This window comes from Variovorax davisae, from assembly GCF_030316845.1.
GTDB classification, from domain to species: Bacteria; Pseudomonadota; Gammaproteobacteria; order Burkholderiales; family Burkholderiaceae_C; genus Variovorax; species Variovorax davisae.
The window spans coordinates 44861-67290 of sequence record NZ_JASZYS010000013.1; the positions used below are offsets into that span (position 1 = coordinate 44861).

18 protein-coding genes are annotated in these 22430 nt (G+C 72.0%); 6 read left to right on the forward strand and 12 right to left on the reverse strand.

Going from position 1 to position 22430, the window contains the following annotated elements; all coding sequences use genetic code 11:
* Positions 1–3 precede the first annotated feature (3 nt).
* From QTI33_RS25935 to QTI33_RS25945, 3 genes are read right to left on the reverse strand one after another with little or no spacing between them, the layout of a single operon-like run.
* Complete coding sequence (locus tag QTI33_RS25935) at positions 4–909, reverse strand: helix-turn-helix transcriptional regulator (RefSeq protein ID WP_286509242.1); 906 nt, start codon at positions 907–909, stop codon at positions 4–6.
* Positions 909–1994 carry a maleylacetate reductase gene (locus tag QTI33_RS25940; RefSeq protein ID WP_286509243.1) on the reverse strand — a complete coding sequence of 362 codons (1086 nt, stop codon included), beginning with the start codon at positions 1992–1994 and terminating at the stop codon, positions 909–911. Before QTI33_RS25940 ends, QTI33_RS25935 begins: the two co-directional genes overlap by 1 nt.
* A complete protein-coding gene (locus tag QTI33_RS25945; protein ID WP_286509244.1) occupies positions 1991–2977 on the reverse strand; it encodes a tripartite tricarboxylate transporter substrate binding protein in 987 nt (328 codons plus the stop codon). The genes QTI33_RS25940 and QTI33_RS25945 overlap by 4 nt, the downstream gene beginning before the upstream one ends.
* A gap of 101 nt (positions 2978–3078) precedes the next feature.
* Here QTI33_RS25945 and QTI33_RS25950 point away from each other — a divergent pair, with 101 nt between their 5' ends.
* Complete coding sequence (locus QTI33_RS25950) at positions 3079–4011, forward strand: LysR family transcriptional regulator (RefSeq protein ID WP_286509245.1); 933 nt, start codon at positions 3079–3081, stop codon at positions 4009–4011.
* A gap of 19 nt (positions 4012–4030) precedes the next feature.
* Here the strand turns inward: QTI33_RS25950 and QTI33_RS25955 are convergent, their stop codons facing one another.
* The gene (locus QTI33_RS25955; protein ID WP_286509246.1) at positions 4031–6166 is read right to left on the reverse strand and encodes a putative bifunctional diguanylate cyclase/phosphodiesterase; all 2136 of its coding nucleotides are present in this window, start codon (positions 6164–6166) and stop codon (positions 4031–4033) included.
* 141 nt (positions 6167–6307) lie between these two features.
* Here QTI33_RS25955 and QTI33_RS25960 point away from each other — a divergent pair, with 141 nt between their 5' ends.
* The gene (locus tag QTI33_RS25960) at positions 6308–7495 is read left to right on the forward strand and encodes a lipocalin-like domain-containing protein (protein WP_286509247.1); all 1188 of its coding nucleotides are present in this window, start codon (positions 6308–6310) and stop codon (positions 7493–7495) included.
* Positions 7496–7500: 5 nt separating this feature from the next.
* On the opposite strand, the gene QTI33_RS25965 is transcribed toward QTI33_RS25960, so the two are convergent.
* Genes QTI33_RS25965 through QTI33_RS25975 form a run of 3 tightly spaced genes read right to left on the reverse strand, consistent with a single transcriptional unit; the run spans position 7501 to position 11385 of the window.
* Positions 7501–8826 carry an aspartate aminotransferase family protein gene (locus QTI33_RS25965; RefSeq protein WP_286509248.1) on the reverse strand — a complete coding sequence of 442 codons (1326 nt, stop codon included), beginning with the start codon at positions 8824–8826 and terminating at the stop codon, positions 7501–7503.
* 26 nt (positions 8827–8852) lie between these two features.
* Entirely contained in the window at positions 8853–10397 is a 1545-nt protein-coding gene (locus tag QTI33_RS25970; protein ID WP_286509249.1) for an amidase, read from the reverse strand.
* Positions 10398–10401: 4 nt separating this feature from the next.
* Entirely contained in the window at positions 10402–11385 is a 984-nt protein-coding gene (locus QTI33_RS25975; protein WP_286509250.1) for a Bug family tripartite tricarboxylate transporter substrate binding protein, read from the reverse strand.
* Between the two features lie 139 nt (positions 11386–11524).
* On the opposite strand from QTI33_RS25975, the gene QTI33_RS25980 reads away from it, so the two are divergent.
* The 3 genes from QTI33_RS25980 (at position 11525) to QTI33_RS25990 (ending at position 14137) form a co-directional block, all read left to right on the forward strand.
* Positions 11525–12436 carry a LysR family transcriptional regulator gene (locus QTI33_RS25980; protein ID WP_286509394.1) on the forward strand — a complete coding sequence of 304 codons (912 nt, stop codon included), beginning with the start codon at positions 11525–11527 and terminating at the stop codon, positions 12434–12436.
* A 100-nt stretch (positions 12437–12536) separates the two neighbouring features.
* Positions 12537–12887, forward strand: coding sequence for a RidA family protein (locus tag QTI33_RS25985; protein ID WP_286509251.1), 351 nt, complete (start codon positions 12537–12539; stop codon positions 12885–12887).
* A gap of 14 nt (positions 12888–12901) precedes the next feature.
* Positions 12902–14137: an FAD-dependent oxidoreductase gene (locus tag QTI33_RS25990; protein WP_286509252.1), complete on the forward strand. Its 1236-nt coding sequence runs from the start codon at positions 12902–12904 to the stop codon at positions 14135–14137.
* 4 nt (positions 14138–14141) lie between these two features.
* On the opposite strand, the gene QTI33_RS25995 is transcribed toward QTI33_RS25990, so the two are convergent.
* Positions 14142–15938, reverse strand: a complete 1797-nt coding sequence (locus QTI33_RS25995; protein WP_286509253.1) for a tannase/feruloyl esterase family alpha/beta hydrolase — start codon at positions 15936–15938, stop codon at positions 14142–14144.
* 177 nt (positions 15939–16115) lie between these two features.
* Here QTI33_RS25995 and QTI33_RS26000 point away from each other — a divergent pair, with 177 nt between their 5' ends.
* Complete coding sequence (locus QTI33_RS26000; protein WP_286509254.1) at positions 16116–17264, forward strand: alpha-hydroxy acid oxidase; 1149 nt, start codon at positions 16116–16118, stop codon at positions 17262–17264.
* A 14-nt stretch (positions 17265–17278) separates the two neighbouring features.
* Here QTI33_RS26000 and QTI33_RS26005 read toward each other — a convergent pair whose 3' ends face one another.
* The 4 genes from QTI33_RS26005 to QTI33_RS26020 form a co-directional block, all read right to left on the reverse strand.
* Positions 17279–17743 (reverse strand): hypothetical protein, encoded by a 465-nt coding sequence (locus QTI33_RS26005; RefSeq protein ID WP_286509255.1) that lies wholly within the window; start codon positions 17741–17743, stop codon positions 17279–17281.
* A 108-nt stretch (positions 17744–17851) separates the two neighbouring features.
* Positions 17852–18757 (reverse strand): MvdC/MvdD family ATP grasp protein, encoded by a 906-nt coding sequence (locus tag QTI33_RS26010; RefSeq protein WP_286509256.1) that lies wholly within the window; start codon positions 18755–18757, stop codon positions 17852–17854.
* Positions 18754–19458: a hypothetical protein gene (locus QTI33_RS26015; RefSeq protein ID WP_286509257.1), complete on the reverse strand. Its 705-nt coding sequence runs from the start codon at positions 19456–19458 to the stop codon at positions 18754–18756. Before QTI33_RS26015 ends, QTI33_RS26010 begins: the two co-directional genes overlap by 4 nt.
* Positions 19451–22417 carry a DUF6519 domain-containing protein gene (locus QTI33_RS26020; RefSeq protein ID WP_286509258.1) on the reverse strand — a complete coding sequence of 989 codons (2967 nt, stop codon included), beginning with the start codon at positions 22415–22417 and terminating at the stop codon, positions 19451–19453. The genes QTI33_RS26015 and QTI33_RS26020 overlap by 8 nt, the downstream gene beginning before the upstream one ends.
* Positions 22418–22430: the final 13 nt, after the last annotated feature.

Consider the following 22430-nt stretch of genomic DNA (forward strand, 5'->3'; position numbering starts at 1 on the left):
CGGTCAGTGGCGGCGCAGCCGCCGCCACTGCGCGGGCGAGTTGCCCGTGCGGGCGCCGAACACCCGCGTCAGGTGGCTCTGGTCGGCGAAGCCGCAGGCGATGGCGATCTCCGACAGCGAGGCCGACGAGGCCAGCAGCATCTGCCGCGCCGCCTCGATCCGGCGCTCGATCAGCCAGGCGTGCGGCGATTGACCGGTGGTCGCCTTGAAGGCCTTGCTGAAGTGGCCGCGCGACAGCGCGCACTCGGCCGCCACTTCCGCCAGCGGGACATGGCGTGTCAGGTTGCCGCACAGCAGCTCCTTGGCGCGCCGCTCCTGCCAGGGCGCCAGGCCGGCCACGGTCGCCGGCCGGCTGCGGGCGCCGCCGTAGGTGCTGGCGAGGTGCGCGCACAGCGCCAGCGCCATGTGGTCGAGGAACAGCCTGCAGGTCTCGGCCGGCCGCTCCAGCGCCGGCAGCAGCGCCGCGGCGATGCCGGCCAGCACCGGGTCGGTCACGCCCGGCGTGCAGGCCAGCGAGGCGAGCGAGAGGCTGCCGCTTTCGCGCGCGAAGTCGTCCAGGGTGGCGCGCGGCAGCCGGAACAGCACCGAATGGAAGGGACTGCACACGTAGGCCGACGGCCGCTCGGCGAGGTCGGCGATATGGACCGCGCCGCGCTCCAGCAGGCCGAGGTAGGTCTGGGCATTGCCCTGGAAGAAGCGTCGGCTGCCGGCCCGTGCCAGCTCGACGCTGACGACGAAGGCGTCCTCGGCCGGCAGCGGGTCCAGCACGAACAGGTGCGGCTGCGCGTGGTGCATGCTGGCCATGTCGAGCGACAGGCCGGGCGAGCGCGAGGCCGGCACGTCGTCGAGCCCGTACTGATGCGCGAGCTGGCGCGCGAACGGGGTGGGCGCAGCATCCAGCGAGGCCATCAGATGCGGGGTGCCACGCCGTCGAAGGCATCCTGCAGCAGTTGCCGCAGGGCGCGCGCCTCGACCGGGCGCGGGTTGGCATAGGCGTTCTGCGCCAGCTCGCAGGCCCGGTCCAGGTCCTGCGCACGCATGCCGATCTGCTGCAGCCCGACCGGTGCGCCGTTGGCCAGCGCCAGCGCATGGACGGCCTGGGGCGCGCTGCCGGCGTCCAGCGCCGCGGCGATGCGCTGCATGGCGCCGGCCGCGGCCGCGGCGTTGTAGGCCAGCACGTGCGGCAGCACGATGGTGTGGGTTTCGGCATGCGGCAGGTTGAAGCTGCCGCCCAGCGTATGGCAGAGCTTGTGGTGCAGCGCCATGCCGACGCTGCCCAGCACGGTGCCGCACAGCCAGGCGCCGTAGAGCGCGTCGCGGCGGGCCTGGGTGTCGGCCGGGTCGGCATGGATGCCGGGCAGGGCGCGCCCGAGCGCGGCGATGCCCTCGACCGCCATCAGGTCGCAGACCGGGTTGCCGTCCACCGCGTAGAGGCCTTCGGCCGCGTGGGCGATGGCGTTGATGCCGCTGACCACCGACAGGCCGACCGGCAGGCCGAGCGTCAGCGCCGGGTCGTAGATGACGGTGCGCGGCAGCACCCGCGGGTCCTTGCCGGTGCGCTTGAGCCCGTTCTCGGTGAGGCCGTAGATCGGCGTCATCTCCGAGCCCGCGTAGGTGGTCGGGATGGCCAGGATCGGCAGCCCGGATTCGAGCGCGATGGCCTTGCCCAGCCCGACGGTGGAACCGCCGCCGATCGCCACCGCGGCGTCGGCGCCGAGGCGCGCGGCGGCCTCGCGCGCGGCGCGCGCGCTTTCGATCGGCACGTGCATCACGGCGCCGTCGAAGATGCCCGCCGCGCTGGCGCCGAGCAGGTCGGCCACGCGCTCGGCCTGGGCGCGCTGGGGCGGCGTGCACAGCACCAGCGCCTTGCGCGCGCCCATCCGGGCGAGCTCCTCGGCGACCTGCGACAGGGCGCCATGGCCGAACAGGACGCGCTGCGCGCGGCTTTCGAAACTGAAGGACTGGAGACGGCCAGCGCCCGCATCGGTGCTCATTCGGCGACTATCTTACGAGCCTGGATCAGGCGGCCCCAGCGTTGGCTCTCGCTCCGGATCAGCTGGTTCATCGCCTCGCGGCCGCCGGCCACCACCTCGAAGCCGCCGTCCGCCAGCCGCTTGGCGACCTCCGGCTCGCGCAGGGTGGCGCTCATGTCGGCGGACAGCCGGTCGAGCACCGGCGCCGGCGTCTTCGCGGGGGCCACCATCCCGACCCAGGAATAGACCTCGAAGCCCTTGTAGGTCTCGGCCACCGCCGGCACCTCGGGCAGCGCCGGGTTGCGCTTGGGCGAGGTCACGGCGAGCGCCCGCAGCTTGCCGCTCTGCACCTGCTGCAGCACCAGCGGCAGGCTGGCGATCATCGAATCGACATGGCCGCCCATGAGGTCGGTCAGCGCCGGGCCGCCGCCCTTGAAGGGCACGTGCAGGCCCTGGCTGCCCGCGGTCTCGTGGAACAGTTCGGCCGCCAGGTGGTTCGAGCTGCCGGCGCCGACCGAGGCGTACGACACCGCGCCCTTCGCCTTGGCCGCCGCCACGTAGTCCTGCAGGGTCTTGTAGGGCGAGGCCGCCGGCACCACCAGCACCATCGGCGAGCGGGCCACGTAGCTCACGCCGCTGAAGTCGCGCAAGGTCGCGTACGGCAGCTTGGGGTAGATGTGCTGCTCGGTCGCGTAGGAGTCGAACACCAGCGCGACCGTGTAGCCGTCGGGCGCGCTCTTGGCCAGCGCCGCCATGCCGATGGTGCCGCCGGCGCCGCCCCGGTTGTCGATCAGCACCTGCTGGCCGAGCCGGGCCCGCAGCGGCTCCTGGACCTGCCGCGCCACCTTGTCGACGGTGCCGCCGGCCGCGAAAGGCACGATCACCGTGACCAGCCGGGAGGGAAAGGTCTCCGCCCGGGCCGGGCCGGCCAGGGCCAGCGCCAGGCCGAGCAGCAGGCCGGCGGGGATGAAGGCGGGGCGGGGTGTTGTCTCGGTTCGGGTCATGCAGCAGTTCCTCGTGATGGTGGCGCCCGCCGATGCTATTCTTTGCGCTTCATCATGGGAATCCGGCACGAAGGCCAAATGCCTTTGCGCCCGCTGCACAAATGGAATCCATCCGCTTTGCCGAAAGCCTCTCCATGTTCGTCGACGTGGCGCAGGCCGGGAGCTTCTCGGCCGTGGCCCGGCGCAAGGGCCTGGTGGCGTCGTCGGTGGCGCGCCAGATCGACGCCCTGGAGCAGGACCTGAACGTGCCCCTGTTCACGCGCTCGACCCGGGCCCTGGTGATGACCGAGGCCGGTTCGCTGCTGTTCGAGCGGGCGGTGAAGATCCTGCACGACATGACCGATGCCCGCAGCGAGGTGGTCTCGCTCGACGGCAGCGTGCAGGGGCTGCTGCGGGTGAGCTGCGTGCCGGCCTTCGGCCGCCGCCACGTGGCGCCGCACCTGGGCTCGCTGTTCGAGAAGCACCCGGCGCTGAACGTCGAGCTGGAGCTCACCGAGCGCGTGGTCGACCCGGTGCTGGAGCGCTTCGACATCGTGATCCGCATCGGCGACCAGCCCGACAGCAGCCTGATCTGCCAGCGCATCGGCAGCCAGCGCTACATCATGGGCGCCTCGCCGGCCTACCTGCAGCGCCATGGCCGGCCGCGGACCTTCGAGGACCTGTCGGGCCACCGGCTGATCGACCGCCAGCACAGCACCAGCGCGCGCGGCTGGCGCGAGCTCGACGGCTTCGACTGGCGCCGCCCGCCGCAGTTCGCGCTGGAGAGCAACGACTGCGACGCCCGCCGCATGTGCGCCGCCCAGGGCCTGGGCATCGCGCTGATGCCGAACTGGGCCATCGGCGAGGACCTGGCCGCCGGCCGCATCGTCGAGCTCGACCTCGAAGGCACGCCGCGGCAGGAGCCGAGCGGCATCTTCCTGGTGCGGGCCGCGCCGCGTGCCAGCGTCAAGGTGCGGGCCTTCACCGCGCACCTGCTCGAGAGCATCGGCCGCTCGGCCAGCTGGGTCAGCGACGCGGCAACGGCGGCGGAGTGAGGCCGCCCGCGCGCCGTGGCTAAGGCGCCGGCGCCAGCCCCGCCGCCTCGTCCAGCGACCACCCCAGCACCGCGTTCGCCCGCATCGGCCGCGCATAGAAGAAGCCCTGCAGCTCGTCGCAGCCGAGCCGCAGCAGCACGTCGCGCTGCCCCTGCGTCTCGACCCCTTCCGCCACCACCGTGAGCCGCAGCGCATGCGCGAGCTTGATGACGGCCTCGACCACGGCGCGCGCATCCTCCTTGGATTCGATGTCCTTGACGAAGCTGCGGTCGATCTTGAGCTGCCGCGCCGGCAGGTCGCGCAGCTGGCTGAGGCTGGAGTAGCCGGTGCCGAAATCGTCGATCGACAGGTGGACGCCGATGCGCGCCAGGCCTTCGAAGGTCCGGGTCGTGACTTCGCGCTCCTGGATCGCGACCGACTCGGTGATCTCGCAGATCAGCTGCGACCCGAGCAGGCCGTAGCGCCTGAGCGCCTCCTCGACCGAATCGACCAGCGAGGCCTCGCGCAGCTGGTGCACCGACAGGTTCACCGCCACCCGCATGTGGCGGCCCTCGGCGCTCCAGGCCGCGACCTGCCGGCAGGCCTCGTTGATGACCCAGTGGCCGAGCCGCACGATCAGGCCGAAGCGCTCGGCCAGCGGGATGAAGGTGTTGGGGCCGACGATGCCCAGCCGCGGGTGGTTCCATCGCACGAGCGCCTCGAGGCCGCTCATGCGGTGCCGCCGGCCATGGATCTTCGGCTGGTAGTAGAGCTCGAACTGGTTGTCTTCCAGCGCCTGGCGCAGGTCGCTCTGCAACTGCAGGTGGTCGGCCGTGTCGATCGCCATGTGCGGCTCGAAGAACGCCAGGCTGGAGCCGCCCGTGCGCTTGGCCGCGTACATCGCGGCGTCGGCGTGGGCGACCAGCTTCTCGGGGTCGCCGCGCAGGGCGTGGGTCGCGATCCCGATCGAGCACGAGATCCGCAGCTGCCGGTCGGCCAGCTCGAAGGGTTGGGCGAAGGCGCGCAGGATCCGGTTGGCCACCTGGACGCAGTCCTCGATGGCGTCCAGCCCTTCGAGCAGCAGCAGGAACTCGTCGCCGCCGACCCGCGCCACCGTGTCGCCCGCGCGGGCCTCGGTGATCAGCCGCTGCGCGGTGGCGATCAGGATCTGGTCGCCGGCGCCGTGGCCGAAGCTGTCGTTGACCGGCTTGAAGCCGTCGAGGTCGACGAACATCACGGCCAGGTGTTCGATCACCGCCTTCTGGTTGACGCGCTCCAGGCGGTGCACGGCCTGGCGCAGCCGGTCTTCGAACAGCTTGCGGTTCGGCAGTCCCGTCAGCGGGTCGGACAGGGCGCGCTGGAGCAGTTCGTCGTTGGCGCTCTGCAGCCGCGCGTTCGACTCCTGCAGCGATTGCGACAGCAGGCGCGCGACCCGCTGCAGCCGGGCTTCCAGGATCGACGCGAGCAGCGTGCCCAGCAGCAGCACCAGGGTCGCGATGGCGACCGCGGCACCCAGGCTGCGCCCGCCCAGCGCGCCGGCGCTCAGGCAGACCGAATCGGCCGGAAAGCCGGCCGCGGCCATGGCGGTGTAGTGCATGCCGCAGATCGCGGCGCCCATCAGGGTGGCGGCCAGCAGCTGCATCGCGAAGCGCCGCCGCGCATGCACGCGCTGCAGCAGCCGGAAGATCAGCAGGGCGGCGGCCGAGGCGGCCACCGCGATCGCCGCCGAGGCGGCGACCAGGCGCCAGTCCCAGACGATGCCGGGTCGCAGGTCCAGGGCCGCCATGCCGATGTAGTGCATGGCGCAGATGCCGGCGCCCATCGCCAGCGATGCCAGCGCGATCGAGCGGCGGCTGTACCGGCCGCCGCTCGCCATGCCCAGGGCGATCACCGAAGCGCCGACCGCGGCGAGCCACGAGAGGATGGTCAACGGGGTGGTGAAGCCGATGTCCATCGGCAGCGAGAGGGCCAGCATGCCGACGAAGTGCATCGACCAGATGCCGGTGCCCATGACCAGCGAGCCGGCGATCCACCACAGGCGATTGACGGCGCCCTCGGGCGTGCGGACCTTCAGCGACAGGTCGAGCGTCACGTAGGACGCCAGGATCGCCACCGCCACCGAGGCGAGGACGACCCACGGATCGTGATCCGCGGCAAGAAAGCTGAGATCGTTCATGGAGGCGCGCCGGAATTGAATCCCGGTCTATCGGCCGTTCCCGGCAAAAGTTGAGGGAGGGCGGCATTTTTTGTCGGTTGGCGACGGATGCAGCTGATACGCTCGGTCACCGCCTGACTTCACGACCCAGGACACCCTGACATGAACGCCGACGATCTCCCCCGCAGTTCCCGACGGTCCGGCCCGGGCCGCTGGCGCAGCAGCCGCTCGCGGCGCGCGCGCAGGAGAGGCCTGTGGATCTTCTTCGCCACCCTCGTGGCGGTGGCGGCCGTGGTCGGCACGGTCCTGTCCCACCTCCTGGACTCGGAGCCGGCGCCGCTGGCCGCATCGGGGGCGGCCGCCGCCGGTGCACCGGGGCAGCCGGCCGAACGCACCGCCGCCCTGGCGCCGCTGAACCTGCCGGCCGACGACCGGGCGCACGGCTCGGGCATGGAATGGTGGTACTACAGCGGGATCCTGAACGCCACCTCGGGCGAGCGCTATGCCTTCCACGTCGCCGTCTTCGTGGCCAACGGGCTGATCAAGCACACGGTCATGCACGGCGCGCTGACCGACCTGCAAACCGGCCGCCGCTTCACCAGCCAGAGCCGCACCGGCGGCATGCCCGCGAATGCCGCCGGCAAGGGCTTCGATTTCAGGCCGGAGGGCTGGCAGGTCTCCGGCACGGGGCCGGCCCACGTGGTGCGCGCGGCACTCGACGGGGCCTGGCTCACGCTCGACCTCCAGGACAGCCACCCGGTGGTCGCCCATCGCGCCGCCGATTCCGGCACGCCGGGCCTGCTCGATTTCGGCCAGAGCGGCATCAGCTACTACTACTCGCGCCCGCGCATGGCGGCGCAGGGCGAGGTCTCGATCGACGGCAAGCAGGTGCCGGTGCGCGGCGACGTCTGGTTCGACCACCAGTGGGGCGAGTTCGACGTCCTGACCCTGGGCTGGAACTGGTTCGCCCTGCACCTGGCGGATGGCTCCGACGTGATGCTCTATGCGCTGTTCGACATGGACGGCCGCAAGGTCATGACCGCCGGCACGGTCTCGGGTGCCAACGGGTCGGTGCCGCTGAAGGACGGCGACGCCACGTTGACCCCCGTCGGCACCTGGACCAGTCCGCGGACCCGGATCGGCTATGTCGTCGAATGGGATCTGAAGCTGCCTTCGGGGGTCTATCGCGTCAAGCCGTACTTCGCCGACGCCGAGTTCGACGCCGCCACGACCACCGCCAACGTCTACTGGGAAGGCCCGGTCAAGGTCAGCGGCGGCGCCGGCGGCGAGGGCTTCATGGAGCTGAGCGGCTACGACCGGGTCGACGCGGCCAAGCTGGCGCGCAAATGAACGCCTCAGCGCGCCATGCGCCGCGGCAGCAGCGGCGCGAAGCGCGCCAGGAAGTCCGCCACCGCCTGCTCCAGGCGTGCGATCGCGGCGTCGTCGAGCGGTAGCGACAGCACGATGAAGCCGCGCGGCGAGGCGTAGATGCCTTGCGCGAGCAGGTGGAAGAAGAACAGCTGGCGCAGCCGCGCGTCGACCGCCGCCAGGTCTTCCGGCCGCCGGATCTCGCCGTCGGCGAAGTGGGCGTTCATCACCGAGCCGATGCCGGTGAACTGCAGCGCCACGCCGGCTGCCGCGCAGCGGGCATTGAGCCGCCCGCGCAGCGCGGCGCCGCGCGCCGCCAGGGCCGCGGCGGCTTCGGGCGGAAAGAGCCGGGTCAGGCCCGCGTGGCCGGCGGCCATGGTGACCACGTTGTTGTTGAAGGTGCCGGAATGGGCGAGCGGCCCGCTGCGCGGATCGAACAGGGCCATGATGTCGGCGCGGCCGCCGAAGGCGCCGAAGGGCATGCCGCCGCCGAGGTACTTGCCCAGCGTGGTCAGGTCCGCCCGGATGCCGTGCTGCGCCGCCAGCCCGTGCGCCGCCAGGCGCGAGGTCATCACCTCGTCGACGATCAGCAGGGCGCCGGCCTCGGTGGCCTGCGTTCGCAAGGCCTGCAGGAAGGCGGGCCGGCCCGGGATGCAGCCGCTGGCGCCGAGCATCGGCTCGACCAGCACCGCGGCGATGTCCGGCCCCTCGCGCGCGAAGGCGGCGCGCGCCGCCGCTTCGTCGTTGTAGGGCAGCACCAGGAAGTCGAAGGGCACGGTGGTCGGCGCCGGCTCGGCGCCGAAGCCCAGCACGCCGCCGTGGTAGCCGCCCGAGAAGACCACGATCCGCCGCCGCCCGGTGAAGCGCAGCGCTGCCGTGATCGCCATCAGGTTGGCTTCGGTGCCGGAGTTCGTGAAGCGCACGCGCTCGATCTGCGGAAAGCGTTCGCAGATCAGTTGCGCGAGCCGGCCTTCGCGCAGGTTGTGGCCGGTGAGGTTGATGCCGCCTTCCATGGCCTCGACCACGGCCGCGCGGATCTCCGGCGCCGAGTGGCCGTAGACGCCGGCCGTGTACTCGGCGATGAAGTCGTCGTAGCGGTGGCCGTCCAGGTCCCACAGCACGGCGCCTTCGCCGCGCGCCATCGTCAGCGGGAAGGGCGCATAGAACAGCACCGAGCGGCTGTTGGCGCCGGGCAGGTAGCGCGCGTGGCTGTCGAAGCATTCGCGGCTGGCCGGGTTGGAGGCGGCGAACGCGTCCAGCAGCTGCGCCAGCGCAAGGTCGAGGGTCGGGGGGGTGGGCGAGGCAGGTGTCATGTTTTCGAGTCTCCGGAAGCTGGAATCTAGACCACCGAGGTGGCGCTGCCGCCGCCAAAGCCGGGCTCGCGCCAGTTCGCCGGCGGCGGCGCCGTGACGATCGAGTCCAGCGCCGGCTGCGGCATCCGCAGCGCGCCGAGGTCCGGGCGCGGCCGCCGCAGCACCGGGTCGGCGGCGAAGGCCTGCTCCAGCGCGAGCGCGGCCGAGAGCACCTGCAGGTCGCCGCGGAACGGCCCGACCACCTGCAGGCCGAAGGGCATGCCCTTGGCATCGGTGCCGCACGGCAGCGTGAGCGCAGGGTGGGTGGTCAGCGTCGTCACGTAGGTCAGGGCCAGCCAGCGGTAGTAGTTGGACTGCGCCTTGCCGTCGATCACCTGGGCATGGGACTGCGTCCACGGAAAGGGCGAGACCGGCGTGGTCGGCGCCAGCACCAGGTCGTAGTCGGCGAAGGTGGCCTGGAAGCGCTGCAGGATGCGGGTCTGCTCGGCCTGCGCCCAGGCGCTGTCGAGCAGGCTCATGCGGGCCCCCATCTCGTAGTTGGCACGCGGGTTCTCGCCCAGGCTCGCCGGGTCCTTCTCGTAGGCCTCGCGCATGCCGGCGACGAAGGCCTCGGCGCGCAGCACGTCGAAGCAGCGGTGGACCTCGCCGAGCTCGAAGCGCACCTCGTCGCAGCGCGCGAACAGGTGCCGCATCGCCGCGATCCGGCCGGCGAAGGTGGCGCGGATCTCCGGCTCGACGTCGCAGCTGCCGAAGTCGGTGGTGAAGGCGACCCGCAGGCGGCCCAGCTCGGCGGCCTGCGGCTGCAGGAAGGCCAGCGGGTCGAGCGGGTAGCTGAGCGGGTCGCCGGCATGCATGCCGGCCGTGGCGGCCAGCTGCAGGCAGGCGTCGCCGACGCTGCGCCCCATGGGACCGACGACCGAGATCGGCGTCCAGCCCAGCAGCTTGCGCACGCTCGGCACCACGCCGGGCGAGGGGCGGAAGCCCACCACGCCGCACTTCGATGCCGGGATGCGCAGCGAGCCGCCGGTGTCGGAGCCGGTGCACAGGGGCAGCATGTCGCAGGCCAGGGCGGCCGCCGATCCGCCCGAGGAGCCGCCGGCATTGAGGTGGGGGTCGAAGGGATTGCCGGTGGCGCCCCACACCGGGTTGCGCGAATTGGCGCCGGCGCCCATCTCGGGCACGTTGGTCTTGCCGGCGACGATGGCGCCGGCGCGGCGCAGGCGGGCCACCAGCTCGATGTCCTGGGTCGGCACGTGGCCGCGGAACGCTGGCGAGCCGAAGGTGGTGAGCAGGCCGGCGGTGGGCTCCAGGTCCTTCACGCCCAGCGGCAGCCCGTGCAGCAGGCCCAGCGGCTCGCCTTTCAGCACGGCCCGCTCGGCGGCGCGGGCCTCGTCGCGGGCGCGCTCGAAGCAGGTCGCCGTGATGGCGTTGACGAAAGGGTTGACGGCTTCGATGCGATCGATGCACGCCGCCAGCAGTTCGACCGGCGAGATCTCCCGGCTGGCGATCATCTGCCGCAGCGCGACCGCGGAGTGCTCGACCAGGGCGGTGGGGCGGGACGCATCGCTCATCGGCTCACTCCGGCTGGATGTTGGCGCGCACGGCCACGGCACGCATCAGCGGCAGCTCGGCCTCGAGCTGGGCGGCGGCCTGGGCCGAACCGACGAAGCCGGGCTCCACGCCCTGGTCGGCGAAGCCCTTGCGCACCGCCGGATCGGCCAGCGTCTCGGCCAGCGCCTTCTCGAGCCGGGCGTGCACCACCGGCGGCAACCCGCGCGGCGCGACCACCATGCCCCAGCTGTCGAGCACGGCCGCGGGGTAGCCCGACTCGGCGAAGGTCGGCACGCCCGGCATCAGTGCCGAGCGCTTGGCCGTGGTGACCGCGATCGCCTTGACCTTGCCGGCCTTGATCTGCGGCAGCGCGGCGGTCACGGTGTCGAAGGAGAAGGGCACCTGGCCGCCGATCAGGTCGGTCATGGCCGGGCCGCTGCCCTTGTAGGGCACGTGGACCAGCCGGATGCCCATCGCCTGCAGCGCCATCTCGGCCGCGAAGTGCGAGCTGGTGCCGGCACCGAAGGAGGCATAGGCGTACTTGTCGGGCGCACCCTTGGCGGCCGCCACCAGCTCCTTCACGTTGTTCACGGGCACGCTCGGGTGGGCCAGCATCACCAGCCCGACCCGGCTCACGATGCCGATCGGCTCGAAGCTCTTGACCGGGTCGTAGGGCAGCGTCTTGCGGATCGCCGGATTCAGCGTGAAGGTGGAGGCCGAACTCATCAGCAGCGTGTAGCCGTCGGCCTTGGCGTTGGCGACGTAGGCGGCGCCGATGGCGGTGCCGGCCCCGGGGCGGTTGTCGACGATCACGTTCTGGCCCAGCTTTTCGGTGAGCTTCAGGGCCAGCAGGCGGCCCTGGGCGTCGCCGCCGCCACCCGGCGGGAACGGCACCACCATCGTGATCGGCCGCGACGGCCAGTTGTCCTGCGCCAGGGCCGGGGCGGCGTGCAGGCCGAGGGTGCAAAGGGCGGCGAAGCCGAGGGCGCGCAGGGGTGGGATGTGCATGGCGAGGTGGGGCGACGGGGCGGGGAAGGGCAGCGAGGTCTCATCGTAGAAAGGCGAATGCCCTGCAGCAATATCAATGTTCGAAACCTTTCATTGCGATAATGGCAATCTTGATCAGGGTCATCCCGTGTCCAGGAACATCAGTCAGCGCGTGTTGCAGGAAAGCTCCTTGCGCCACTTTCTCGAGGTGGTGCGCACCGGCTCCGTCACGGCGGCGGCCGAGCGGCTGAACGTGGCGCCGTCGGCGGTCAGCCGCCACATCGCGCGGCTGGAGAGCGAGCTCGACACCCTGCTGTTCGAGCGCCGCGCGCGCGGCATGGTGCCCAATGCCGCGGGCGAGCTGCTGGCCGCGCACGCCAAGCGCGCCTGGCAGGACATCGAGCGCGTCACCGACGACATCCTGGCGCTGCGCGGCCTGCAGACCGGCCAGGTGCGGGTGGCCAGCACCGAGGGTTTCGCGTCCGAGTTCCTGCCGAACCTGATCGCCGACTTCCAGCGCGACTATGCCGGCATCCGCTTCGCGCTCGAGGTCCGCATGCAGGCCGATATCCCGCAGCTGGTGCGCGACGGTGACGTCGACATCGGCGTCACGCTCAGCACCAGTTCCGAGCGCCACATCAACGTCGAGCTGCGCCATCCCTCGCCGATCCTGGCGATCATGGCGAAGGAGCATCCGCTCGCGTCGCGGCGGCAGCTGGCGCTGTCGCAGCTGGTCGGCTACCCGATGGCGCTGCCTGGCCCCTATTCCACCTTGCGCCAGCTGTTCGACATCAGCTGCAGCCGGCAGGGGCTGCAGTGCGAGCCGGTCTTCCTGAGCAACCGGCTCGACGCCATGATCGCCTTCGCCGCCGCCGGCGGCGGCATCGCGCTCAGCGGCGAAGCGGCGCTGCGCACCCGGCTGAAGGCCGGCTTCGTGGTCGGCGTGCCGTTGCGCGACCGCGAGATGAACGAGCGCCATTTCGAGGTCCAGACCCTGGCCGGGCGCACGCTGCCGGGCGCGTGCCGGGCCTTTCTCGACCACCTCAGGGAGTTGCTGCGCAAGGAGGGATGAAGGCGCTGGTGCGTTGTGGACTGCGCAACGCATCGTTCAACAGATTGCCACGATTGCCTGTGCGCGGCCACCCATAATCGACCGGATTCCAAAGGCGCCCATGACCGCACCCGCACTTCCTTTCTCCAAGCTTCGCCAGGCCAGGGGCCTGGTCTTCCTGTCGGGCGAGATGCCCTTCGCCGAGGACGGCAGCATCCCCGAGGGCATCGAGGCGCAGACCGCGCTGGTGCTGCAGCGCATCGGCGCCACGCTCGCCACCGTGGGCCTGGGACTGGACGATGTCGTGCAGGTGGCCGTCCACCTGGTCGACGGCGCCGATTTCGCCGCCTTCAACGCCGCCTACCGCCCGCATTTCCGGGACCCGCTGCCGGTGCGCACGACGGTGGTGGCGAGCCTGCTGGCGCCCGGCGCCCGGCTCGAAGTCACGGTCACCGCGGCCCGGCCCGACTGAAGGGCGCGGCGCAGATGGCGTGCGATGTCCTGGTCCTGGGTGCCGGCATGGTCGGCACCTGCACGGCGCTGCAGCTCGCGCGGCGCGGGCACTCGGTGGCCCTGGTCGACCGCCGCCCGCCCGGGCGCGAGACCTCCTACGGCAACGCCGGGATCATCCAGCGCGAGGCGGTGGAGCCCTATGCCTTTCCGCGTGAGTGGTCGACCGTGTTCGACGTCGCGTTCAAGCGCGGCATCGACGTCAACTACCACTTCAGCGCGCTGCCCGCCGTGCTGCCGCGCCTGGCCCGCTACTGGCACACCTCGGCACCGGCGCGCTACGCACCGATCGCCCAGGCCTACAGCCGGCTGATCGAACACTGCCTGACGGAGCACCAGGTGCTGATGGACGAATCCGGCGCTGGCGACCTGGTCCGCAAGGAGGGCTACCACTTCGCCTTTCGCACGCCGGCGGCGCTGGACCAGGCCGCGGCGCGCGCCACCGACCTGGCGCGGCGCTACGGCGTTCGGCATGCGCTGCTCGACGGCGACGCGCTGGCGCGCGCCGAGCCGGGCCTGCGCCGGCCCATGGCGGGTGCGCTGCATTGGCTGGATCCGTGGTCGGTCAGCGATCCGGGCGCGCTGGTGGCGCGCTACGCGCAGCGCTTCGCCGGACTCGGCGGGCAGCTGGTCGAAGCCGACACCACGGCCTTGCGCCCGGTGGGCGCCGGTTGGCAGGTGGAGACGGCGGCCGGGCCGCTGACCGCGCGCCACGCGGTCGTGGCGCTCGGGCCCTGGGCCGACCCGCTCATCCAGCCGCTCGGCTATCGCCTGCCGCTGTTCGTCAAGCGCGGCTATCACCGCCACTACCGCGGCGGTCCCGGGCTGCGGCTGCCGCTGCTGGACGCGGAGCGCGGCCTGGTGCTGGCGCCGATGGCGCAGGGCATGCGGCTCACCACCGGCGCCGAGTTCGCGCGCATCGGTGCGCCGGCCACGCCGGTGCAGCTCGACAAGGCGCAAGCCGCGGCCCGCGAGCTGCTCGACCTGCCGCAGCCGGTCGAGCCCGAGCCCTGGATGGGCAACAGGCCCTGCACGGTCGACATGAAGCCGGTGATCGGCCCGGCGCCCAAGCATCCGGGCCTGTGGTTCAACTTCGGCCATGCGCACCAGGGCTTCACCCTGGGGCCGGTGAGCGGCCGGCTGCTGGCCGAGATGATCGAGGGCAGCCCGCCCGTGGTCGACCCCGCGCCCTATTCGGCGGCGCGGTTCTGAGCGGCTACTTGCAGCTGAAGCTGGCCGCGTCTTCCGGATTGCTGCCCGTGTAGGTCGCCACCTTGGGGTAGGGGCACAACGGACGCGTGCGGCCCGCGGACCAGCCGGCCGGGATCTCGGCGTTCACCACGTTGGCACCGGCGCCGCGCGCGGTCGCCTGGATGGCGTCCGGCGCCTTGCCCTGCTCGACCCAGGCCACCAGCGGCGAGAGCATGTCGAACTGGTCGGTGGCGGGGCCGCCGGCGCAATGGTTCATGCCGGGCACCGGGAAGTAGCGCGCGAAGCCAGACGCGTCGCCGCCGTTGTTGGCGCGCAGGCCGTCGTACCAGTTGGTCGTGTCGTCCGACGAGAACACCGGGTCGCTGGTGCCGTGGTAGACCAGCAGCTTGCTGCCCCGGTCGCGCAAGGTCGTGAGCCGGGTCGGGTTCGGCGGCGTCATGAAGCTCATGGCGGATTGCGTGTAGATGCCGCTGGCCGCGTAGATGCTCGGCGCGTCGGCGTCCATGCTGAACGCCAGGGCGAAGTCGATGCCCGTCGGCCGGCTCGGACCCAGCGGCAGCGTGCTGAAGACGAAGCCCACCGCACCCGTGTCGAGGGCCTGGGAATTGGCGAACTTCCAGGCGCGCCAGTTGGCGCCGTTGATGCCGGCATCGAACGGGAAGGTGCTGTAGATCGTGGTGCCGGCGCTGTCGCGCGCACCGGCGAAGACCTTCGCCAGCACGGTCTTCTGGGTGTCGGTCAGGCAGCTGCCGTCGCGCGTTCCCGAGCAGGACGGGACGTCCGCGGCCAGGCTGAAGGCCGTCCGGCACTTCGGCACGTCGGCCACGATGCCGTCGGCCAGGCCGTCGAGCGCATCGCAGCGCGTCGCCACCGCCTTGGCGACCAGGTTCAGTTCGGCCTGGGTGAACGCGGTCTGCAGGTCGGGCTTGCCGGCCGAGGTGGTGGCCGTCGTGACCGTCGCGTATTGCTGCACGCCGTAGAGCTGCGCCACGGCCGCCTGCGGCAGATTGAAGCCCGGGTCGCCGGCCAGGATGCCGTCGTACTGGTCCGCGAAGCGCGAGGCCGCGACCATCGCGTGCCGGCCGCCGTTGGAGCAGCCGCCGAGGTAGGAGCGATCGGGGCCGCGGCCATAGGCCTTGGCGATCAGGTTCTTGGCCATCGGCGTGAGCTGGGCGACGGCGTTGTAGCCATAGTCCAGGCGCGCCTGCGGATCGAGCCCGAAGCTGGGCGTGGGGGAGGCGTGCCCGGCATCGGAGCTGATCACCGCGAAGCCCATGTGCAGGGCGGTCGAGCGCGGACCGCCGCCGCCGATGCCGCCGGTGGCCGTGACGACGCTGCCGTCGAGGCCGCCGTTGGCCTGGTAGAAGAAGCGCCCGTTCCAGTCGACCGGCAGCCGGACCTCGAAACCGATGGCGTAGGTCTGGCCGTCCACCGGGCCGGTGCGCTCGTTCATCTTGCCCTTGACCAGGCAGTGGGCGGGCACCGGGTCGCTGATGCCCGCCACCGCGAGCCCCCCGGCCGCGACCGAGGTGACGGAGGTGTAGACCGTGCCGGCCAGGGCGGCCTTGGCCGCCAGGTCGTCGCAGGACAGCAGCTTGCCCGGCTGGGCCTGCGTGCTCGCCACGGGACCGCCGGCCGATGGCCCGGCCGGCGTCTGGGCCGTCGCGGCGGGGGTCGATGTCCCGGACGCGGTGGGCAGGAAGCCGGCGCTGCTGCCGCCCCCCCCGCAGCCGGCGAGCAGCGCGGCTGCGCTCAACAGGAAGGCCGTCGGCGCGAGCGCCGGCCGTTCGATTCGTACCATGGTTGTCTCCTCTGGGTGGACTCGGGATGTCGCTTTTTTAAGTTATGCGACATAACCAATGTAGTTTCCAGATTGAACTAATTAATCGGTGCTAACCCGCGCTTGCTGGGGGCCGGCGGGCCCGGGACCCGCCACGGCTGGTGGACGAAGGCGGCGGTCAGCTATGCTGAACGCACCATGAATGTGATCACCTGCATCGAAGACCTGCGCGTGCTCGCGCGCAAGCGGGTGCCCCGCATGTTCTACGACTACGTCGACGGCGGGTCCTGGACCGAGGGCACCTACCGCGCGAACGAACGCGACTTCCAGCAGATCCTGCTGCGCCAGCGGGTGGCGGTGAATCTCGCGCATCGCAGCACCCGCAGCACCATGCTCGGCCAGGAGGTCGCGATGCCGGTGGCGATCGCGCCGACCGGGCTGACCGGCATGCAGCGCGCGGACGGCGAGATCCTGGCGGCGCGCGCGGCCAAGGCCTTCGGCGTGCCGTTCACGCTGTCGACGGTGAGCATCTGCTCGATCGAGGACGTCGCCGAGGCCACCGGCGGTCACCCGTTCTGGTTCCAGCTCTATGTGCTGCGCGACCGCGGCTTCGTCGAGCGCCTGATCCGCCGCGCGCACGACGCCAACTGCTCGGCCCTGGTGCTCACGCTCGACCTGCAGATCGCCGGCCAGCGCCACAAGGACCTCAAGAACGGCCTGTCGGCGCCCCCGCGCCTCACGCTGCGCAACCTGATCGACATGGCGAGCCGGCCGCGCTGGGGCCTCGGCATGCTCGGCACGAAGCGGCGCGGCTTCGGCAACATCCTCGGCCATGTGGAGGGGGTCGAGAACATGGCGTCGGTGTCGGCGTGGACCTTCGGGCAATACGATCCGACCCTGAACTGGGACGATGTCGCCTGGATCCGCCGGCTGTGGAAGCGCAAGCTGGTGCTCAAGGGCATCCAGGACGTCGAAGACGCGCGGCTGGCGGTGGCCGCCGGTGCCGACGCGCTCATCGTCTCCAACCACGGCGGCCGGCAGCTCGACGGCGCGCCGTCGTCGATCCGGGCCTTGCCGGCCATCGTGGAGGCCGTGGGCGACCGCATCGAGGTCCACATGGACGGCGGCATCCGCTCGGGCCAGGACGTGCTCAAGGCGATGGCGCTGGGTGCCAAGGGCACCTACATCGGGCGTTCGATGCTCTACGGCCTGGGCGCGCTGGGCGAAGCGGGCGTCAGCCGCGCGCTCCAGATCATCCACAACGAACTCGACCTCACGATGGCCTTCTGCGGGCGCACCGACATCGGCGACGTCGATACCGGCGTGCTGCTGCCGGGCACCTGGTGACGGCGCCGGGCGGCTCAGGAAGGGTCGAGCGACGCATCGTCGGCGCGGGCCTGCGCGCCGCGCCGGGACCGTGCACGCTGCACCAGCAGCCCGATCAGCAGGGCTGCGGCCGCTGAACTCGCCAGTGCGCCCGAGGTGGTGAGCTGCTGCACCAGGCCGTCGACGGTCTCGACGCTGACCTGCTGGGCATGGTGGACCAGCGCCACCATGTCGGCGGCGCCGACGTTCTGGAGATCGTCGATGCGCACGCCCGGCTCCTGGCCCGCGTTGCGGAACCGGATCTTGGCGAAGATGCCGTTGGCGACGGCCACCAGCGACAGCACGCCCAGGGGGCGCAACAGCGTCTCGACCAACTGGCGGCGCTCTTCCGCGGGCGCCGACGCGTAGACCTGCGCCACCAGCGCAGGGATCGCCGTCTCGGCGGTGGCTTCGGGGGATTCGGGGGTGCGGTCGTCAGGCCACGATGCGATGGTTGCCATGTGTCTGCTTCCTTTCTCTGCATCCGGGATCTTGGCGCGGCGATGCGGCGATTTGATGAAGAAAGCGTAAAGCCGCGATGACTTTTTTGCGCAACCGGATGTGGCGGGTCAGCCCCCGGTCAGCAGCCGTGCGGTGGCGCGCGCGATCGGCTCGTCGTCCTCGTCGTCGTAGAAGGTGAATCCGGGCGAGGGATTGACCTCGAAGCAGACCCACTCGCCTTGCGCGCTGCGCCGCAGGTCGATCCCGGCCATGACCAGCCCCAGCGATGCCGCCAGGGCGCGCAGGCGGGGCCGCAGCGCATCGGGCACCCGCCAGGGCCGCAATCGAACGCCGGCCGATCCCGCATAGCGGTAGTCGTCGGCATCCGAGTCGATCGCGTGGCCGTGGATCTCGCCGCCCACCACATGCACGCGGTAGTCGGTGCCCGGCACGTAGGCCTGGAACTGGGTCGGGCAGGTGGCGAGCCGGGCCAGCCGCTCGGCATCGTCCGCCGCCAGCCGCGAGACGATGCTGCGAACGCCGCTGCAGGACTTGTAGACGATGCTGCCGTGGCGCCGCCAGAAGGCGCGCAGCGCGTCGGGGTCGTTGGTCACGAGCGTGTCGGGCACCGCGAACCCGGCCTGGGCGATCAAGCCCCCTTGGTAGGGCTTGGAGCCGTTCGATCCCATCGCGGACAGCCGGTTGACGACCAGCGCCGGCGTCAGTTCGAGCCAGCAGGCCAGCGCCTCGTCGACCGCGCCGGCGTGCAGCCCGGCCGGGTCGGTGTCGCCGCCGCGGCCCGTGTCCTGGGGCCGCGCATAGACCGAGCGGATGCCGTCCAGCGCGCAGCGCTGGTCGCCGACCCGGACCCAGCCGCCGAGGGCGCGATCGATCTCGAGCTCGACCGACGTCTCGCCGGCGCGCGTCTGGTCGACCAGGAACATCGGCGTGCCGAGACGGCTCAGCGCGGTGCAGACGGCGGCGATCGGCAAGTCCAGCGGCGAGCCCCACAGCAGCACGGGACCGCCGCTCATGGCGCGCTGTCCATCACGGCGTCGCCGATCGACCGGTCGGACAGGTCGGGCCAGCGGTCGGCGCCGACGAAGCGTGCATTGCCGTCCTCCGCATCGAAGAACACGCCGAGCAGTGCCATGCCGGCACCCTCGGCAAGCCGCCGCGCATGGGCGCGCAGCCGCGGATGCCCGGGGCCGATGACCGCCCGGCCGACGACGTCGAGGCGGACGCATGCCGCGTCCGGAGGCGGCGGCGCGGGCGTCGGCATGCCGGGCCGCAGCGCCAGCCGGACCGGCGCGACAGGCACGTCGAGGTCGAGCGCCAGCCGGGCCCACTGTTCCCGGCGCCACACCGGCCCCGAGAGCGAGGGTACGACGGGGCGGTTCAGCACCGGGCAGGCCAGCGCCGACAGCCAGGCCCCGAGGAAGGCGCTCATCTCGCTCGCCACGTAGTCGCGGTCGGCCCAGGCCACGTGCGGCAGCTGCGCGGGCGCGATGGCGGCCAGCCGCGTGATCACGCCGCGCAGCGCCGAGGCGGGGATGGCGCCGCCCGCCACGACGGCGACGGAGGCGGCCGGATCGCCGACGCGATGGCACCAGCCCGGGCGCGAGAGATCCGCGGGCAGCAGGAGGCGCGCACCCTGCGCGCGATGGCGCTCGACGAAAGCCTGCGCCGCGACGTCCCGTTCGTCGGCGAGCACGAGCAGCGGCCGGTCAGCCACCTTTCTTGCTCTTGGTCTTGCTCTTGGCCGGTCCCTTGGCCGGCGCAGGAGACGCGGGCGGCTCGGGCGCGGCCGGCGGCGGCGGCCCGACCTCCGGCCGCTGGGCGGGCGCGATGAAGGAGCGCTGCAGGATCACCGGCGAAGAGATCACCGCCGGGCTCGCGATCACCGGGCCGAGCACCGCCGGGCGCACCACCACGTCGCGGACCTTCTCGGCCAGCACCGCCTTGTCGAGGCGCACGGTCTTGTCGGCGGCGGCCTCCTTGTCCTTGTCCTTGTCCTTGCCCTTGACGCGCACGGTCACCGTGGCCTGGGCGCTGCGCCGCGGGTCGGCGACGCTGGTCGCAACCACGGCGAACACGCCGGCCGCACCCGGCGCGACGTAGTTGCCCGAGGCGCTGACGGAGCCGCCGCTGCAGCTCCAGCTCACGCCCGTGTCGACCCCGCCCGGGATCGCGACCCCGCTGCTGCCGACGCTGGCCGTGAACTGTTGCGAGGTGCCGGCGAGCAGCAGCGCCGTCGGCGGCGACACGCCGACGGCCAGGACCACGACCGTGAAGTTGGTCGTGAGCGAGGTGGTCAGCTGCGAATTGGGAATCGCCGGCACGCTGGCCGTCACGTTCACCACGCTGCTCGACGGCGCTGCCGAGACCGTGATCGGGAAGCTGGCGCTGGTCTGGCCGGCCGGGATGGTGAGCGGGTTGCCGCCGTTCAGCAGCACCGGGATCGCCGGCGCGCTGCTGGCCGACAGTGTCACCGTGACCGCCGCCTGGGCGACGCTGGCCAGCACGACCTGGCCGGTCAGCGCGCCGTCGCCGAGCAGCACCGCCGCGTTCAGGCCGAAGCCGCGCAGCGAGACCGGCGTGGCGGCGAGCTGGAGGGTGAACCAGCTCTCGAAGTCGCTGTAGCGGCGCCCGCAGCCCGAGGGAAAGGCCAGGTCGGTGCGCAGGCTGTTGGTGCGCGATGCGCTCAGCCCCGGCTGGCCGCGGACTTCGCCGTCGAGATAGAGCCGCTGCTGCGCGCGGTCGCCCCAGATGAAGTTGCCCTTCATGCGCACCCGCACGCGCGCCTGCCCGCCGCTCAGCGCATTGACCACGCTCTGGGCCGCCGGGCTGGGCACCCACAGCAGCGTGTTCGAGTTCGCCTGCCAGCTGATGGGGTTGCCGGGCAGCACCACCGGCACGGGCATGGTCAACACCGGCTGGACATTGGCGGGCTGGTTCGGCACCGGTGTCGGAATCTCGACGGTGACGACCATCGAGTTGTCGGAAGCGGTCATCAGCGCCACGCTGGTCGGCACCGGCGTGCCCGTGCCCGGGTCGAGGTTGACCGTGTATTGCCCGATCGGCGCCCCGTCCATCGAGATCGACAGGCCGGCGACGAATTGCGACAGCTGCAGCACGTCGTCGTTCTGCCAGCTGATCCCGGTGACATGGAGCGCGGGCGGAATGTCGGTCAGCGGCGCAAATGTGCGCCGGCAGTCCGTGAGCAGGCTGCCGGCGGGGGTGCCGGCCCAGCGCAGCAGCCCGACGCGGGCGAAGTGATGCACGATGCCGGCCGGCGGCTGAGGCGCGGCATGGTGCCATTCGACGCTGGCCGTGGCGCCCGAACGGGCCGGAACGAGCCAATGGTCGCCGCTCGCGTACTGGCCGGCGGTGAACTGCACCTGCACACCCAGCTCGAGGTCCAGCCAGCCGCCGCCGCCCGCCGGCACCACGGCCGCGGCGCCGTCCCAGCGGCGCATCTTCGGATTCAGGGACGCATCGATGGGCGTCGGCGAGGCGGCGAAGCTCACCGTCGAGGTGGCCGGCTGCACGGTGGCGATCTGGACCAGCTGCCCGGGCCTGCCGTGCAGTTCGTCGGCGGCGCCGAAGATCTCGACCCACTGGCCGTTCGCCAGTCCCAGCGCGTCGTCGGGGCCGGTGCCGTCGACCGTCAGCGTGCTGCCGTCGAAGGCCCGGATGCGCGTGACCACGCTGCCGTTGTCGCGCGACCACTTGAAGGTCGCGTTGCCGTCGGCGCCGGCGTCGTGGATCTCGACCCGGTAGAGCTGGTTGTCGAGTCCGCGGTAGCCGCCGCCGGGCGGGATCAGGCAAGGTCCGCTCTGCCCCAGCGAAGGTGCCGCGCGGGCCGACAGCGCGCCACTGGTGCCGCCGGTCAGCGCGTCCCACTCGGGGAAGGCGGTGCCGCAGGCCGGTGCATCCGTGGCGGGCGGTGTGACCGCGAGCAGCTTCAGCTGGCGGATGGTCTTGCTGCGCACCGCCGTGTCGGGGCCCCCGAGCGCGCTTTCGCGGATGGCCGGGTCGTCGAGCGCGGTGACCAGGCGCTGCCAGACGTCGAGGTAGGCCAGGTAGAGGCCCTTGGGCAGCGCCAGGGTGGCCGGATCGGCGCCGGCGAAGTCGGGATCCGGCAGATCGGGCTGCGTCAGGTAGGTCGTGATGCGGCGCAGCACGCCGTTGAAGCTGCCGCTGGCCGGCGTCGGCGGCCGCGTGACGGCACCCGCCAGCGTCAGCGTGAGCGCGTCGTCCGCGGGCGCCACGGCGGTGATGCGCAGCATCTGCGATGCGTCCGCCGTGACGTTGAGCAGCACCCACTGGCCGGCCCGGAAGTCGGCCAGATCGGCGCGCGGCAAGGCCACCAGCGCCTTGTTGTCGCCGCTGCTGCTGAAGGCCAGGCGCTGGCCCGGCTCGACATCGCAGGCGATGCCGTCGACGTAGTAGCGGCCCGAGCCGATCGTCAGGTCGCTGCCGTCGGCCGTGAGGGCCAGGCCGAAGCCCGGGTCGTCCTGCGGCGCGCCGCTCGGGCCGACCACGTCGATGCCGAGGCGCTCGCTGCGGTGGGCGTTGATCGCCTGCTGCTCGTTCCAGTCGGCGTCGAGCTGGACCCGCCCCTGCTGCAGCAGCACGGCGCTGTAGTGCTTGCGCGGATCGAAGGTGTTTCGGCTGAAGTCGGCTGTCATGTCGTTGCTCCCT

Excerpts from the sequence above, each read along its gene's own strand:
- QTI33_RS25985 (WP_286509251.1), top strand. The coding sequence starts at position 12,537 with ATGACCGCACCCGCACTTCCTTTCTCCAAGCTTCGCCAGGCCAGGGGC.
- QTI33_RS25935 (WP_286509242.1), bottom strand. The coding sequence starts at position 909 with ATGGCCTCGCTGGATGCTGCGCCCACCCCGTTCGCGCGCCAGCTCGCG.
- QTI33_RS25940 (WP_286509243.1), bottom strand. The coding sequence starts at position 1,994 with ATGAGCACCGATGCGGGCGCTGGCCGTCTCCAGTCCTTCAGTTTCGAA.
- QTI33_RS26010 (WP_286509256.1), bottom strand. The coding sequence starts at position 18,757 with ATGAGCGGCGGTCCCGTGCTGCTGTGGGGCTCGCCGCTGGACTTGCCG.
- QTI33_RS26020 (WP_286509258.1), bottom strand. The coding sequence starts at position 22,417 with ATGACAGCCGACTTCAGCCGAAACACCTTCGATCCGCGCAAGCACTAC.
- QTI33_RS25975 (WP_286509250.1), bottom strand. The coding sequence starts at position 11,385 with ATGCACATCCCACCCCTGCGCGCCCTCGGCTTCGCCGCCCTTTGCACC.
- QTI33_RS26000 (WP_286509254.1), top strand. The coding sequence starts at position 16,116 with ATGAATGTGATCACCTGCATCGAAGACCTGCGCGTGCTCGCGCGCAAG.
- QTI33_RS25965 (WP_286509248.1), bottom strand. The coding sequence starts at position 8,826 with ATGACACCTGCCTCGCCCACCCCCCCGACCCTCGACCTTGCGCTGGCG.
- QTI33_RS25990 (WP_286509252.1), top strand. The coding sequence starts at position 12,902 with ATGGCGTGCGATGTCCTGGTCCTGGGTGCCGGCATGGTCGGCACCTGC.
- QTI33_RS25955 (WP_286509246.1), bottom strand. The coding sequence starts at position 6,166 with ATGAACGATCTCAGCTTTCTTGCCGCGGATCACGATCCGTGGGTCGTC.
- QTI33_RS26005 (WP_286509255.1), bottom strand. The coding sequence starts at position 17,743 with ATGGCAACCATCGCATCGTGGCCTGACGACCGCACCCCCGAATCCCCC.
- QTI33_RS25960 (WP_286509247.1), top strand. The coding sequence starts at position 6,308 with ATGAACGCCGACGATCTCCCCCGCAGTTCCCGACGGTCCGGCCCGGGC.
- QTI33_RS25950 (WP_286509245.1), top strand. The coding sequence starts at position 3,079 with ATGGAATCCATCCGCTTTGCCGAAAGCCTCTCCATGTTCGTCGACGTG.
- QTI33_RS25970 (WP_286509249.1), bottom strand. The coding sequence starts at position 10,397 with ATGAGCGATGCGTCCCGCCCCACCGCCCTGGTCGAGCACTCCGCGGTC.
- QTI33_RS25995 (WP_286509253.1), bottom strand. The coding sequence starts at position 15,938 with ATGGTACGAATCGAACGGCCGGCGCTCGCGCCGACGGCCTTCCTGTTG.
- QTI33_RS25945 (WP_286509244.1), bottom strand. The coding sequence starts at position 2,977 with ATGACCCGAACCGAGACAACACCCCGCCCCGCCTTCATCCCCGCCGGC.